We start from the raw sequence: 15,347 nt of genomic DNA on the forward strand, positions 1-15,347 counted from the left end.
CATGAAATGTGCATCGCCTGCACCCACACCATCCACCGCGCCCAGCACAATTTCGGCTGGAACAAGGATTTCACCCCCGCGGTCGTCGCCAAGCCCGGAGAGACGATCCACTTCGAATGCATGGATTCATCGGGTGGCCAGCTCGGACGCGACGCGACCCTGGAAACGCTGAACGCGCTCGATTTCGGCAAGATCAACCCGGTCTCCGGCCCGGTCTATATCGAAGGCGCCAAACCCGGCGATGCGCTGAAGGTGACGCTGCGCAAGTTCATTCCCTCGGGCGTCGGCTGGACGGCCAATATTCCGGGCTTTGGCCTGCTTGCCGACCAGTTCAAGGATCCGGCGCTGCACGTCTGGTCCTATGACGCCAACAGCATGGTGCCTGCCCTTTACGGCCGGGGCGGGCGCGTGCCGCTGAAGCCCTTCGCCGGCACGATCGGCGTCGCACCCGCCGAGCCCGGCACCCATTCCGTCGTTCCCCCACGCCGCGTCGGCGGCAACATGGACATCCGCGACCTAACGGCCGGCGTGACGCTCTACCTGCCCGTCGAGGTCGACGGCGCGCTGTTTTCGATCGGGGATACCCATGCCGCCCAGGGCGATGGCGAAGTCTGCGGCACGGCGATCGAAAGCCAGATGAACGTCGAAGCGACGATCGAGCTCGTCAAGGACGCCAAGCTGCAGACACCGCGCTTCACCACGACCGAACCGGTGACCCGCCATCTCGACGGCGCCGGCTACGAGGTGACGACAGGCATCGGCCCCGATCTGATGACCGGGGCGCGCGAAAGCGTCATGCGCATGATCGATCTTCTCGGCGCCGAACACGGCATGAGCGCCGTCGATGCCTATCTGCTCTGCTCGGTCTGCGGCGATCTCCGGATCAGCGAGATCGTCGACCAGCCGAACTGGGTGGTTTCCTTCTACTTCCCGAGGATCGTGTTCGCGTGAACGAAGCCATGCCCGCCGCAGCACCGGTGCTCAGCCTTCGCAAGCTGAGCGTCGATGCCCGCACGCCCGAAGGCCGCAAGCCGGTGCTCCAGGATGTCAGCTTCGAGCTTGCAAGCGGTGAAACGCTCTGCATCGCCGGCGAATCCGGCTCCGGCAAGTCGGTCACCTCGCTGTCGATCATGGGGCTCCTGCCGAAAGCCTCGCTGCGGGTCGCCTCCGGCAGCGTGCTGCTTGGCGAGCGCGACCTGCTCAGGCTTTCCGATCGGGCGATGCGCAGCGTGCGCGGCGGCGATATCGCCATGGTGTTCCAGGAGCCGATGACCTCGCTCAATCCGGTCATGTCGGTCGGCAACCAGCTGACGGAAGCAATCCGCGCGCACCAGGGCAGCGACAATGCCGAGGCGGTGGCGCTGAAGATGCTCGATGCCGTGCAGATCACCGAGCCGGCCCGGCGGTTGAAGCAATATCCGCATGAGCTTTCCGGCGGCATGCGCCAGCGGGTGATGATCGCCATGGCGCTCTCCTGCCGGCCGAAGGTGCTGATTGCCGACGAGCCGACGACGGCACTCGACGTCACCGTACAGGCGCAGATCCTCAGGCTGATGCGCGAGTTGAAGCGCGAATTCGGCGCCTCGATCATCCTCATCACCCACGACATGGGCGTCGTCGCCGAAATGGCCGACCGTGTCGTCATCATGCAGAATGGCCGGATCGTCGAGCAGGGAACAGCGCTCGCCGTCTTCCAGCGGCCGAAGGAGGCCTATACCCAGCAATTGCTTGCCGCCGTCCCGAGGCTCGGCGCACTTGCCGGCACCGACCGCCCGCCGCGCATCACCCAGCGCGCCGTCGAGACGCTGCATCCGGACCGCACGCCGGTTCTGAACGTGCGCGACCTCACCGTCACCTACGGCAATGCCGCAAGCCGGTTTTTCAAGGGCAAGCCGCCGGTCGCGGCCGTCGATGGCGTTTCCTTCGATATCCTGCCGGGTGAAACGCTCGGCCTCGTCGGCGAAAGCGGCTCCGGAAAATCGACGACGGGCAAGGCCGTGCTCGGCCTCATCCCCTTCAAGGGCAACGTCCTGATCGACGGCCGCAACATCGCCGGCCTCAGCCAGCGTGAGATGCGGCCCGTGCGCCGCTCAGCGCAGATGATCTTCCAGGATCCCTATGCCTCGCTCGACCCGCGCATGGCCGTCGGCAAGGCGATCGGCGAACCGATGATCATCCACGGTATCGGCAACCATAGCGAACGGCAGGACCGCGTCGCCGAACTGTTGCGCCGGGTCGGCCTGACGCCTGATGCGGCGACGCGCTATCCGCACGAATTTTCAGGCGGCCAGCGCCAGCGCATCTGCATCGCCCGGGCACTCACGCTAGAGCCAAAGCTGATCGTCGCCGACGAGAGCGTCGCAGCCCTGGACGTCTCGGTGCGCGCCCGGGTGCTGGACCTGCTTCTCGAACTGCAGGAAACGATGGGGCTCGCCTATCTCTTCATCTCCCATGACATGGCCGTCGTCGAGCGCATGTCCCACAACGTCGCCGTCATGCGCGCCGGCCACATCATCGAAACCGGCACACGGCGGGATATCTTCGAGAACCCGAGGGATGACTACACCCGCGCGCTGATCGCCGCAGTTCCGATCCCCGATCCGGAGGTCTATCGGGTGAAAGGGGTTCATGTATGAGCGCATTGCCGAAGCGAGTGTAGATCGGCGATCTTAAAGTCATTCGGACATTTAGTAAATATAGAGCTGCATTTCAGAAATATATTGCACCTATGGTTGTCACTGCTATTCTCCAAAATGGGAGGAGAACCGCATGGCGAGAGGGCCGCAGCCAGCACGGCCCCGGAGAAAATCCGAGGGCAATATTCAAGAAAACCTCGTCAAGACGCGGATCGGGGGCGATCTCTCGTCGTTCATGAAGGGCAAGACGGATCCCCCCAAGGGGATTGGCAAGGCGAAGCACTTCGATGTCATCATAGAATTCAACCGCGACTTTCCGGGCGGCGGCACGGCGGCGCGGCAACTCTTGTTCGAAGCATTCCTGTTGTACCTCAACAGAATTGGGGCGACTGACGAGAGCAACAACCTGTGGCGTTTCGGCATGTCCCCGCCGCTCGGCATGCCTGCGGTCTCGGAGGACAGCAAACTGGACCTCTCGCAGATGTTTTCGAATGGCAGCAGGATCGCCGCCAAATCCCTCTGGACCGACAGCTACGCCTTCGCGACCCTGACCCGGGAAGCCATTGACCGGCTTTCGAGCTGGACAATGCCCCAAAAGGATGACGACAAGAATAAGGGTGAAACCAAAAGCGGCAGCAAGAATAAGAAGACACCACTCGTCTACAAGATCTGGTGCGATCACGAGATCAAACGCTGCGTCTACGAATCCGTCAGGACAATCAAATGCGATGCGGCGCATGCATCCTTCGCAGCCAGCGGAAAAGGCGTTGTCTGGGCAGTGGCCGATACCGGCATTGACGGGACACATCCGCATTTCAAAACACTGAGAACGCTCGATCTGCCGGACGGCCTCTTTCATCGGGATTTCACGGCCGACAATCCGGACCCGACCGTGGCGTCGGCTGCGGCGCTGATCGATAGTGCCGGCCATGGAACCCATGTTGCCGGCATCATAGCCGGCCGCACATCCGTGCTGGACGAACCGAAAACGGACGCGGTCAAGAAGATCTGCGTGAAATCGGAGGTGCGCAACGAAAATGGGACCAAATCAACCGTCAAGGATACTCATGACGGCGTCATCACCGGCATGGCACCGCACTGCAAGCTGTTGAGCCTGAAAGTGCTGGCCAATGAGAAGCAGGGCAAGCTCAGCAATCTGCTGGCTGCGATCGGCTATGTCCAGCGCTCGAACGACTACGGGCGCAACATTAAGATCCACGGCATCAATCTCAGCCTTGGCTATCCGTTCGATCCGGTCTGGTTCGCGGCAGGGCAAAGCCCGCTCTGCGTCGAGGTCGACAGGCTGGTGCGTTCGGGCGTCTGCGTCGTGGTCGCGGCCGGCAATGCCGGCTACGGTACGGTGACGCAATTCTCAGGCGCGCCGGAGCGCGCCTCCCATAGCGGCACGATCATGGATCCCGGCAACGCAGCGCTCGCCATCACTGTCGGCTCGACGCATCGCGATATGCCGCATACCTACGGCGTCTCCTATTTTTCCTCCAAGGGACCGACCGCGGATGGGCGCATGAAGCCAGATCTCGTCGCACCCGGCGAGCGCATCATCTCATGCGCGCTCTACAACGGTGCGAAGTCAGGCGAAGTGCCGTTCCGGGAGGATACCGGAACGAGCATGGCGACGCCGCATGTCTCCGGCGCGATCGCCGCGTTCCTCTCGGTTCGGCGTGAATTTCTCGGCCAGCCGGAACGCGTCAAAGAGATCTTCATCGGCGCCGCGACCGATCTCAAGCGGCGGCCGGAGTTTCAGGGCGCCGGCCTGCTCGATCTGATGCGAACGCTACAGGCTGTGTAAGGAGGACATATGGACACGCTTGGACCCTCGCCATTCCTATGGCTCGAATTCGACAAGACTGGCGCGATCGATCCCGCGACGGCGACAAGTCTCGCGGCGTTGCTCAACCAGCCCGGAACGACCGATCTGGTGGTCATGTCGCATGGCTGGAAGAATACCAAGGACGATGCCCGCAAGCTCTACGGAACGCTGTGGGCGAACGCCCGCAAGAAGCTTGCGCCCGACAAGGCGAGCCACACCGTCGTCGCCGGCGTCGTCTGGCCCGCCAAGGCCTATCGCACCGATTTCGACGAACAGACACTGGTGACGCCAGGCGGCGGCGGAACGCTGGCGGCAGACGGGACGGCGGCGGACCCTGAGGATCTTGACGATGAAGCCTTCAAAAACGTGCTGAAGGATTTCAAGGATCTCTTCGGGCAGGATGGCGCCGCAACGGCCCAAACGGCGCGGGCTGCAGCGAAGACGCTCGATGAAACGACATCGTTTTTCCTCGTCAAGAACGGCAACGAAGCACTCGGTTCTCCGGGAACGGATTCCGAACTCAAGGCGGATTCAGCGCCGATTGCGCTCGCCACGGACGATGCCACCAGCGCCAAAATGCTGATGGAAGCTCTCATCGCGGCGCCGACATTTAACCTCGAAAGCTCCGTCGGCAAGGCTCAAGGGCTCGGCGACGTCGTCTCGGGCCTGATCTCCGGGCCGAGAGCGGCGGTGGCGCGGTTTTTGAACCAGCTGACCTATTACGAAATGAAGAAACGCGCCGGCATCGTCGGCGAGGCTTTGACGAAAAGCGTGCTATCGAAGCTCGTGCTGCAACAGCCGATCCGCCTGCATCTCGTCGGCCACAGTTTTGGCGCCCGGCTGGTCGCGGCGGCGGCAAACGGGCTCGCACCGATCCCGAAGCTGGAATTCTTCTCGCTCACTTTGCTGCAGGGCGCCTTCTCGCACAATGGCTTCGCTAAAGAGATCAAGCCGGGCCTTGCCGGCGCCTTCCCCGACGTCGTGGGCAAACCGACCGGCCCGATCTGCATCACCCACACCCACAACGATCTCGCCTGCACGCTCGCCTATGCGCTGGCGTCGCGCCTGTCGCGCGATATCGCCAAGAGCATCGGCGATGCCAACGACGAGTTCGGGGCGATGGGGGCGAACGGTCCGCAACACCTGAAGGCGGGACAGGCTGTCGAGGACGATACGGATGCCGTGTTCGCGCCGCAGGCCGGCAAGGTCAACACCTTCCTGGCGGACACGTACATCATCAAGACGGCGGCGTCGGATGCCCATAACAATGTCGACAACGAGGATGTCGGACGGCTGTTGGCAAAGATCGTCAGCTGATCGCCTTTCGTAAAAAAACGCGCGGCGCTGTCAGTCGTGGAATTGTCATTTTCAGGATGACATCAGTCCCGTTCTCTGCGAAAAAGAGCGCGATGAGAGACAGGGGCGTTCGTCGACAGACGGGCTGAGAAGCACCCTTCGAACCTGAACCGGATAATGCCGGCGGAGGGAGTCGCTCGGGGTCGCGGCATCGCCCGCACGAACCGCCCCGTGCCCGCCCCCGCCTGAAAGGGGCCACATGCAGACCAAAACCACACCAGGAGCGATGCTGAAGGCGATGCGCGAGAAGCCGCCGCTCGTTCAGTGCATCACCAATTACGTCGCCATGAATATCGCCGCAAATGTTCTGCTCGCCGCTGGTGCCTCGCCCGCCATGGTGCATGCCGCGGAAGAAGCCGGCGAATTCGCCGCGATCGCCAGTGCTGTGACCGTTAATATCGGCACGCTGTCGACGCAATGGATCGACGGCATGCAGGCGGCTGCGAAGGCGGCGACATCAGCCGGCAAGCCCTGGGTGCTCGATCCGGTCGCCCACTATGCGACGGCTTTCCGCCGCAACGCGGTCGCCGAACTGCTGGCCCTCAAGCCCACGATCATCCGCGGCAACGCTTCCGAAATCATCGCGCTTGCCGGCGGGGAGAGCCGCGGTCAGGGGGTCGACAGCCGCGATCCGGTCGAGCAGGCGGAAGGTTCGGCGCGATGGCTCGCTGAGCGTCAGCGGGCGGTGGTTGCCGTTACCGGCGCCGTGGATTTCGTCACCGACGGCGAGCGGGCCGTGCGCATCGAAGGCGGATCCGCTCTGATGCCTCAAGTCACCGCGCTCGGCTGCTCGCTCACCTGCCTCGTCGGCGCCTTTGCCGCGACGGCACCCGAGGATATCTTCGGCGCGACGGTCGCGGCACTTTCAACCTTCGCCATCGCCGGCGAGGAGGCCGCCCTTGGGGCGGCCGGGCCTGGGTCCTTCTCCTGGCGCTTCCTCGATGCGCTGTCCGCGCTCGACGCCGAAACGCTTGACGCCAGGGCAAGGATATCAGCCGCATGAAGGCTTTCGATCTTTCGCTCTATCTCGTCCTCGACCCCGATCTCTGCGCCGGGATCGGCATGGTCGAAACCGCGCGCCTTGCCGTTGCCGGCGGCGCGACCATTGTACAGTTGCGCGACAAACATGCCGGCACCATCAGGATGATCGAGACCGGCCGCGCCTTGAAACAGGCGCTGGATGGGACCGGCGCCCTCCTCATCGTCAACGACGACGTCGAGGCGGCAGTCGCCATCGGCGCCGACGGCCTGCATATCGGCCAGCAGGACATGGATGCGCGCAAAGCGCGGGCGATGATCGGCCCCGAGATGATCCTCGGCCTATCGGTCGAGAGCGAGCCGCTTGCTAACGCCGTCGATCCTGGCTTTGTCGACTATACCGGCGTCGGACCGGTATTTGCGACGCCGACCAAGACCGATCACAAGCAGCCGATCGGCTTTGACGGCCTTGCAAGGCTGGTAAAGGCCTCACCGGTGCCATCTGTCGCGATCGGCGGGCTCAAGGCGGATCATGTCGCCCAAGTGTTTGCCGCGGGCGCCCGGGGGCTTGCCGTCGTCTCCGCAATCTGCGGCACGCCCGATCCCGAAGCGGCCACACACCGCATCGCTGCAGAAATTCGAAAGGCCCGCGCATGATCCGCAACGTTCTCTCGATCGCCGGCTCCGATCCCTCCGGCGGCGCCGGCATCCAGGCCGATCTCAAGGCCTTTTCCGCCCGCGGCGTCTACGGCATGGCGGTGCTGACCGCTCTGACGGCGCAGAACACGCAAGGTGTCAGCGGCGTGCACCTGGTGCCGCCGCAATTCGTCGCCGACCAGATCAATGCCGTCTTTGCCGATGTGCGCGTCGATGCCGTCAAGATCGGCATGATCGCCAATGCCGGCATCGCCGACGCTGTTGCCGGCGCGCTGACTGACCACCGCGACATTCCGATCGTCATCGACCCTGTCATGATCGCCAAGGGTGGTGCCGCCCTGCTCGCGCCCGAAGCGGTCGACGTGCTGACCCGCCGGCTGCTGCCGCTGGCCACGCTTCTGACCCCGAACCTGCCCGAAGCCGCAGCCCTGCTGCACCAGCCGGTGGCGACAAACCGTGCTGAGATGGCGGAACAGGCCGAGCGCCTGCTCGCGCTTGGCCCGGCCGCGGTGCTGGTCAAGGGCGGCCATCTCGACAGCGACCAGAGCCCTGACGTGCTTGCCACGGCCGCCGGCCTTCACTGGTTCGAAGCCAGGCGTGTGCCGACCAAGAACACCCATGGCACCGGCTGCACGCTCTCCAGCGCGCTGGCGGCCGAGCTCGCCAAGGGCGCCTCGGCGCAAGAGGCGGTCGCTATCGCGAAGGACTACCTCGCCGGCGCGGTCGCGGCAGCCGGACACCTCACCGTCGGCTCCGGCCACGGCCCGGTGCAGCATTTTCATGCGCTTTGGAAAGAGGGCGAATAGGCGCTCGCTCAACCAATATTCCGCCAATCGAAACAGCCCGGCCTTTCCGGGGCGGTTTTGCGTTCGGCACCTACTTTGCGTTGAAACCCTGGGGACAGCGGCGGCTCGCGCCTTTGGCCGTTTGAAAAACCTTGTTGACAAGCCCGGTCAGATGGCCAAGTCTATGACACTAAAAGGGGATATGTTCCGCAATAACGGAATAACTGGAGGAGTGACGGGTGCCAGACCTGCTTGTGAGCCTATATTCCACTGAGCTCGCCGACCTGAAACGCAAAGCCGACGACGTCGGCGTCTCCATCCGTGCGGCCCTCCCCCCGGAACTGCATCTTATCGTCGGCTGGGTTCGCCAACGGTTCAGCGAGAACTGGGCGAGCGAAGTCACAGTCGCCTTCTCCCGCCAGCCGGTTGCCTGCCTGATTGCCGTTGAAGGCGGCAAGCTCCTCGGCTTTGCCTGCTATGACACGACGGCGCGCGGCTTCTTCGGCCCGACCGGCGTCGACCCCGACGCACGCGGCAAGGGCATTGGGCTCGCTCTCTTTTCCGCCTGCCTTCAGACCATGAAGACGCTCGGCCACGCCTATGCCTTCATCGGCGATGCCGGGCCAGTCGATTTCTACGCCAGGACCGCAGGCGCAACCATCATCCCCGCCCCCGATAAGGGCATCTACGAAGGCATGCTGCGAAGCGCGCCGAAATGACCATCTGATCCCGGAGTTACAGAATTGTCCTCGACCCCGCTCGCCCTTTTCGTCGGCCTTCCGAATCCCACTATTTCGGATGATGAATTCGCCCTCTTTCGCGAAACCAATCCGCTCGGCCTGTTCGTCGGCCGGCGCAATCAGCGCGAGCCGGAGCAGACGAGGCGCCTGATCGAGCGCTTCCGCGAAGCCGTCGGCCGCGACGACGCGCCTGTCTTCACCGACCAGGAAGGCGGCCGCGTGCAGCATCTCGATGCCGGCCCCTGGCCGCTCTTCCGCAGCTTCGGCCAGTTTGCCGAACTTGCACGCCGCGATTTCGATCTCGGCAAAAAAGCACTGCGCCTTTCCTCCCAGGCCATGGGTGCGATGATGACGGAACTCGGCCTTTCGAGCGGCTGCTCGCCCGTTCTCGACCTCGTCTTCGAGACGACGAGCGCGGTCATCGGCGCCCGCTCCTTCGGCCCTGATCCCGATTTCATCGCTGCCCTCGGCCGCGAGGTGGTCGATGGCCTTCTCGAGACCGGCAACATGCCCGTCATCAAACATATTCCCGGCCATGGCCGCGCGACGCTCGACTCCCACAAGGAGCGTCCGGTCGTCAATGCCAGCCGCGAGACGCTCACAGCCACCGATTTCAAACCCTTCGTCGCGCTGAAGGATACGCCTTGGGCCATGGTCGCCCATGTCGTCTACTCGGCCTATGACGCCGAGCTGCCGGCGTCGGTCTCGCCGATCATGCACGACGTGATCCGCAAGGACATGGGTTATGACGGCGTACTGATATCAGACTGCATCTTCATGGAATCGCTCTCCGGCACCCTGCCGGAGCGCGTCAAGCAGGTGCTCGACGCAGGCTTCGACATCGCGCTCCACAGCCACGGCGACATCCCGGAAAGCGAAGCCGCCGCCAAGGCTGCCCGCCCGCTGACTGAGGCCGCCCTGCAGCGGATCGCCGCCGGCAAGGCCCGCCTCGGCAATCTCAAGATCGATGTCCGCGCCGCCCATGCTGAAGTCGAAGACATGTTTGCAAGCGCGCTGGTCTCCTGACCGGCACCTCATCTCTCACCGCATAAGAAAAGGGGAATAAACCATGAAAAAATATCTTCTTGCAGCCGCAGCAATAACGCTTTTTTCGGGATCCGCCGTGGCGCAGACGGTCCTCACAGTGAATATCGAACCGGCGACGACTTGGGTTCGCAACTTCAACCCGTTCAACCAGACCTCGTCGCGCCAGTCGACACTCGACTTCATCTACGAGCCGCTGGTCGTCTTCAACCGCTTCGACAGCAACAAGCCGGTCTATCGCCTGGCCGAAAGCTTCAAACTCTCCGACGACCTGAAGAGCATCGATTTCAAGCTGCGCCCGAACCTGAAATGGTCGGACGGCAAGCCGCTGACCGCAGCCGACGTCAAGTTCACCTATGATTACCTGAAGAAGTTTCCGGCGCTCGATTTCGTCAGCATCTGGACCTTCATCACCGACGTGCAGGCCGTTGACGGCCAGACGGTGCGCTTCACGCTCGCCAATCCGAGCTCGCTCGCCGCCGAGCAGATCTCGCAGTTGCCGATCGTTCCGGAACATGTCTGGAAGGATGTCGCCGATCCCGTCACCTTCGCCAACGAGACCCCTGTTGGCAGCGGCCCGCTGACGGAGGTGCCGCGCTTCACCGGCCAGACCTACGACCAGTGCCGCAACCCGAGCTACTGGGACAACGCGCACCTGAAGGTCGATTGCATGCGCTTCCCGCAGCTTGCCGACAACAACCAGATGCTGACCGCAACGGCCGACGGCACGCTCGACTGGGGCGTCTCCTTCATTCCCGATATCGACAATGTCTATGTTTCCAAGGATCCGGCGCATTTCCACTATTGGTATTCGCCGAGCAGCATGGTCGCCTTCCTGTTCAATCTGGAAACCGCAAACGAGAATAACAAGAAGGCCTTCAACGACCTGAAATTCCGCCGTGCCGTCTCGATGGCGCTCGACCGCAAGACGATGATCGACGTCGCCGGCTACGGCTATCCGACGCTGAACGAAGATCCCGGCCTGATGGGCGAACTTTACAAGAGCTGGGCGGACCCGTCCGTAAAGGCCGACTTCGGCAAGTTCGCAACCTATGACGCCGATGCCGCCAAGGCCCTGCTCGACGAGGCAGGCTACAAGGACAAGGATGGCGACGGCTTCCGCGACAATCCGGACGGCAGCAAGATCTCCTTCTCGATCATCGTCCCCAGCGCCTGGACGGACTGGATCGACACCGTCAACCTCGCCGTCGAAGGCATGCAGGCGGTCGGCATCGACGCCAAGATCGAAACGCCGGAGGAAGCCGTCTGGACCGGCAATCTCATCAACGGCTCCTTCGATGCGGCGATCAACAGCCTGCCGGCATCGGCTTCGCCCTATTACCCCTACAAGCGCGCCTTCAGCGCTTCGGACAAGGGCAAGACCCGCTTCACCGCGCAGCGCTGGTTCAACCCGGAGGTCGAAAAACTCGTCACCGAGTTCACCCATACCGCCGATCTTGCCAAGCAGAAGGACGCGATGAACAAGGCGCAGCGCATCGTCGCTGAAAACATGCCTGTCATTCCGGTGTTCAACAATCCGAACTGGTATCAGTACAACACCAAGCGCTTCACCGGCTGGTCGACCAAGGAAAACCCCTTCGTCAATCCGTCGATCTCGCGGACCAACCCGGCACGCCTGCTGAACCTCCTGGCTCTCGAGCCGGTCAAGTAAGCATCGCAATCCTCGGGAGCGGCGTAAAGCGCCGCTCCGTCACGACGGAGTCCCCATGGCTTTCCTGCTTCGCCGCCTCGTCTTCTACATGGCAGCCTTCATCGCGGCAGCGACAATCAATTTCTTCCTGCCTCGTCTGATGCCGGGCGATCCCGTGCAGATCATGTTTTCGAGTGCCGGCACCGAATTGCCGCCGGAAAGCCTGCAGGCGCTGAAGCTCACCTTCGGCTTCGTCGACGGTCCGCTCTGGCAGCAGTATCTCACTTATCTCGGTAGCATCTTCACCGGCGATCTCGGCCGCTCGATCAAATATTTTCCGCTGCCGGTCACCTCGGTGCTCGGCCATGCCCTCGTCTGGACCGTCGGCCTGATGGGCACGGCGACGATCGTGAGCTTTGTGCTCGGCACCTTCCTCGGCATCGTCGCCGCCTGGCGCCGCGGCAGCACGTTCGATGTCATCGTCTCCGTCGGCGCGATCTTCGCCACCTCGGTGCCGGCCGTCGTCACCTCGCTGATCGTGCTCTTCATCTTCGGCTTCACGCTCGGCTGGTTTCCGAACGGTTATGCCGCCGACCCATCGCTCGATCCGGCCTTCAGCCTGCAATACATCGGCAGCCTCGCCTATCACGGCATCCTGCCGATGGTGACGCTCTGCACCGTGCTGATCGGCGGCTTCACCGTCACCATGCGCAACAACATGATCAACCTGCTCGGCGAGGACTATATCGTCATGGCCCGCGCCAAGGGCCTTTCCGACCGGCATGTGATGCTCTGGTACGCAGCGCGCAACGCCCTGTTGCCGACCGTCTCCAGCCTTGCCATCGCCATCGGCACCATCCTCGGCGGTTCGCTGGTGACGGAGGTCGTCTATAACTATCCGGGCCTCGGCAACATTCTCTACCAGGCGATCCTCGCCCGCGATTACCCCGTCATCCAGGGCCAGCTCCTCATCATGACCGCGACCATGCTGATTGCCAATTTTATCGTCGACGTCAGCTATGTGCTGCTCGACCCGCGGCTGAAGGGAGCGTGAGATGAAGACCCTGCTTCGAAACCGCAAGGCGCTGATCGGCCTGGTCATCATCGCCTTCATCGTCCTCGTCGCGATCGCAGCGCCGTTGCTGACGCAGTACGATCCCGCCGCCCGCACCGGGCGGCCGCATCAAGCGCCATCACTCGACCATATCCTCGGCACCACCCGCATCGGCCAGGATGTCTTTGCCCGGCTGATCTACGGCGCCCGTACTTCGCTTGCCGTCGGCTTCGGCGCCGGCCTGCTGATCACACTCGTCGGCACCGCACTCGGCATCATCTCCGGCTATCGCGGCGGCAAGACCGACGAGATCATCAGCTTCTTCACCAACATGGTGCTGGTCGTTCCGAACCTGCCGCTGCTGCTCGTGCTCGCCGCCTTCATCGGCCAGGCAAGCCCCCTCGTCATCGCCCTCATCCTCGGCGCCACCTCCTGGGCCTGGGGCGCGCGCGTCACTCGTGCCGAAACGCTCTCCGTCAAGCAGAAGGATTTCGTCAAATCGGCCGAGATGATGGGGGAGCCGCAATGGCGCATCATGACATTCGAGATCTTTCCCAACGTGATTTCAATCGTCGGCATCAATTTCATCGGCAGCGTCATCTTCGCGATCATCACCGAGGCGACGCTCGAATTCCTCGGCCTCGGCGACCCGAGAGCGATCTCCTGGGGCACCATGCTCTACAATGCGCAGAAAGCCTCGGCCCTTTCGGTCGGCGCCTGGTGGGATATTCTCACCCCCTGCTTCGCGCTCGCCTTCCTCGGCATTGGCATGTCATTGCTGAACTTCGCCGTCGACGAGATCGCCAATCCGCGGCTGCGCACCGGCAATCATCTGAAGCGCTGGTCCCTGCTCGTCCGCTCCGGGGAGGGCCGCCTGTGACGCAGCCGCTGCTCTCGGTGAGGAACCTCACCATCGACTATATCGGCGAGGAGAAGGATTTCCGCGCCGTCGACGATGTCAGCTTCGATGTCGCGCCCGGCGAGGTCTTCGGCCTTGCCGGCGAATCCGGCTGCGGCAAGAGCACCATCGCTTTTGCCATCAGCCGCCTGCACAAGCCGCCGGCGCTAATCCGCAAGGAGAGCCGCATCCTGCTCGACGGTCGCGACGTGCTCGGCCTCGACAAACAGGCACTCAGCGCCTTCCGCTGGCGCGAGGTTGCCATGGTTTTCCAGAGCGCCATGAATTCGCTGAACCCGGTGCTGCGCATCGAGACGCAATTCTACGACATGCTGCGCGCTCACAAGGGCATGAGCCGTGTTGCAGCCCGCGAGCGCACCGCCGAGATGCTGACGCTCGTCGACATCGCGCCGGATCGCATGCGCGACTATCCGCACCAGTTTTCCGGCGGCATGCGCCAGCGCATCGTCATCGCCATCTGCATGGCGCTCGATCCGAAGCTCGTCGTCATGGACGAGCCGACGACGGCGCTCGACGTCGTCGTCCAGCGCGAAATCCTGCAGCGCATCAACGAATTGCGCCGCAGCTTCGGCTTTTCCGTTCTGTTCATCACCCATGATCTCGGGCTGATGGTGCAGTTTTGTGACCGCATCGGCATCATGCTCGCCGGCCAGCTGGTGGAGCAGAACGCCGCCGAGGCGATCTACAGGACGCCAAAGCACGACCACACGAAGAAGCTCTGGGCCTCCTTCCCCTCGCTGCATGGAGGAGTGCTGTTATGACAGACGCCATTCTCGCACTCGACCAGGTGACCAAGACTTTCGGCCATGGCTCCGGGGCGGTGCATGCGGCGCGCGCCATCTCGTTTTCGCTGCATGCCGGCCGGGCGCTGGCGCTTGTCGGCGAATCCGGCAGCGGCAAGACCACCTGCGCCCGCATGGCGATGCGCGAATATCTGCCGACATCGGGCCGGATTCTCTACAAGGGCCGGCCTGTCGAGGCGGCGAAATCCGCCGAGATCGCCCGCTACCGCCGTTCGGTGCAGATGATCTTCCAGGACCCATTCGCTTCCCTCAACCCGGCCCACACCATCGCCCATCATCTCCGGCGGCCACTGAAACTGCACCGCCCGGAGATCAAGGGGGCCGAGATCGACGCCGCGATCCGCGAACTGCTGCAGCGCGTCAGGCTCGATCCCGATCTCGTCGCGCCGAAATATCCGCACGAGCTTTCCGGCGGCCAGCGCCAACGCGTCAACATTGCTCGCGCCTTGGCCGTCAAGCCGGAGGTCATCGTCGCCGACGAGCCGACCTCGATGCTCGACGTCTCGGTGCGCCTCGGCGTGCTGAACCTGCTGAACGAGATGAAGCAGGAGATGAATCTCGGCCTGCTCTACATCACCCATGACATCGCCACCGCCCGTTACGTCGCCGAGGATATCGCTGTGATGTATGCCGGCCAGATCGTCGAATGGGGCAGCGTTGCCAAGGTGATCGACAATCCGCTGCATCCCTATACCCGGCTGCTGCTCTCGGCCGTGCCTGATCCGGAGGTCCGGTTCGAGGACCCGAAGGCGCGGCTGAGGCCCGACGAGGTGGAGGACATCCGCCGCCGTTCGGCAGTGCCGCAGGACGACATCGTCGAATTCGAGCCGGATCATTTCATGCGGATGATCTGAGGCCGGCTTGCTGGCCTCATCTAGCGCCCTATGCTAGGG

Annotated in this window: 14 protein-coding genes and 1 riboswitch; all 14 genes read left to right on the plus strand. The window is 63.2% G+C overall.

Annotation, left to right across the window (positions count from 1 at the left end; translation table 11 throughout):
• Positions 1 to 6 precede the first annotated feature (6 nt).
• The 14 genes from G9X67_RS02885 to G9X67_RS02950 all read left to right on the plus strand — a co-directional run bounded on the left by G9X67_RS02885 (position 7) and on the right by G9X67_RS02950 (position 15,308).
• Entirely contained in the window at positions 7 to 951 is a 945-nt protein-coding gene (locus tag G9X67_RS02885) for an acetamidase/formamidase family protein (RefSeq protein ID WP_171598018.1), read from the plus strand.
• Positions 948 to 2,636 (plus strand): ABC transporter ATP-binding protein, encoded by a 1,689-nt coding sequence (locus tag G9X67_RS02890; RefSeq protein WP_171598019.1) that lies wholly within the window; start codon positions 948 to 950, stop codon positions 2,634 to 2,636. The genes G9X67_RS02885 and G9X67_RS02890 overlap by 4 nt, the downstream gene beginning before the upstream one ends.
• A gap of 133 nt (positions 2,637 to 2,769) precedes the next feature.
• The gene (locus G9X67_RS02895) at positions 2,770 to 4,446 is read left to right on the plus strand and encodes a S8 family peptidase (RefSeq protein WP_138331388.1); all 1,677 of its coding nucleotides are present in this window, start codon (positions 2,770 to 2,772) and stop codon (positions 4,444 to 4,446) included.
• A 9-nt stretch (positions 4,447 to 4,455) separates the two neighbouring features.
• Positions 4,456 to 5,784, plus strand: a complete 1,329-nt coding sequence (locus G9X67_RS02900) for a hypothetical protein (protein ID WP_171598020.1) — start codon at positions 4,456 to 4,458, stop codon at positions 5,782 to 5,784.
• A gap of 91 nt (positions 5,785 to 5,875) precedes the next feature.
• A riboswitch (TPP riboswitch) is annotated at positions 5,876 to 5,972 on the plus strand.
• Between the two features lie 50 nt (positions 5,973 to 6,022).
• On the plus strand, positions 6,023 to 6,826 hold the full coding sequence (gene thiM / locus G9X67_RS02905; RefSeq protein ID WP_138331386.1) for a hydroxyethylthiazole kinase: 804 nt from the start codon (positions 6,023 to 6,025) through the stop codon (positions 6,824 to 6,826).
• Entirely contained in the window at positions 6,823 to 7,458 is a 636-nt protein-coding gene (thiE, locus tag G9X67_RS02910; RefSeq protein WP_138331385.1) for a thiamine phosphate synthase, read from the plus strand. Before thiM ends, thiE begins: the two co-directional genes overlap by 4 nt.
• On the plus strand, positions 7,455 to 8,264 hold the full coding sequence (gene thiD / locus G9X67_RS02915; protein WP_138331384.1) for a bifunctional hydroxymethylpyrimidine kinase/phosphomethylpyrimidine kinase: 810 nt from the start codon (positions 7,455 to 7,457) through the stop codon (positions 8,262 to 8,264). Before thiE ends, thiD begins: the two co-directional genes overlap by 4 nt.
• Positions 8,265 to 8,482: 218 nt before the next feature.
• Positions 8,483 to 8,962, plus strand: coding sequence for a GNAT family N-acetyltransferase (locus G9X67_RS02920; protein ID WP_138331383.1), 480 nt, complete (start codon positions 8,483 to 8,485; stop codon positions 8,960 to 8,962).
• A gap of 24 nt (positions 8,963 to 8,986) precedes the next feature.
• On the plus strand, positions 8,987 to 10,009 hold the full coding sequence (locus tag G9X67_RS02925; RefSeq protein ID WP_138331382.1) for a glycoside hydrolase family 3 N-terminal domain-containing protein: 1,023 nt from the start codon (positions 8,987 to 8,989) through the stop codon (positions 10,007 to 10,009).
• Positions 10,010 to 10,052: 43 nt separating this feature from the next.
• Positions 10,053 to 11,699, plus strand: a complete 1,647-nt coding sequence (locus G9X67_RS02930; protein ID WP_138331381.1) for an ABC transporter substrate-binding protein — start codon at positions 10,053 to 10,055, stop codon at positions 11,697 to 11,699.
• 55 nt (positions 11,700 to 11,754) lie between these two features.
• Positions 11,755 to 12,732 carry an ABC transporter permease gene (locus G9X67_RS02935; RefSeq protein WP_138331380.1) on the plus strand — a complete coding sequence of 326 codons (978 nt, stop codon included), beginning with the start codon at positions 11,755 to 11,757 and terminating at the stop codon, positions 12,730 to 12,732.
• Position 12,733: 1 nt separating this feature from the next.
• Complete coding sequence (locus G9X67_RS02940) at positions 12,734 to 13,612, plus strand: ABC transporter permease (RefSeq protein WP_018495205.1); 879 nt, start codon at positions 12,734 to 12,736, stop codon at positions 13,610 to 13,612.
• Positions 13,609 to 14,412, plus strand: coding sequence for an ATP-binding cassette domain-containing protein (locus G9X67_RS02945; RefSeq protein WP_171598021.1), 804 nt, complete (start codon positions 13,609 to 13,611; stop codon positions 14,410 to 14,412). Before G9X67_RS02940 ends, G9X67_RS02945 begins: the two co-directional genes overlap by 4 nt.
• Positions 14,409 to 15,308: an ATP-binding cassette domain-containing protein gene (locus G9X67_RS02950; protein WP_138331378.1), complete on the plus strand. Its 900-nt coding sequence runs from the start codon at positions 14,409 to 14,411 to the stop codon at positions 15,306 to 15,308. Before G9X67_RS02945 ends, G9X67_RS02950 begins: the two co-directional genes overlap by 4 nt.
• Positions 15,309 to 15,347 lie beyond the last annotated feature (39 nt).

The sequence above is a fragment of the Rhizobium sp. WYCCWR 11152 genome (assembly GCF_013087615.1).
Classification (GTDB): domain Bacteria; phylum Pseudomonadota; class Alphaproteobacteria; order Rhizobiales; family Rhizobiaceae; genus Rhizobium; species Rhizobium indicum.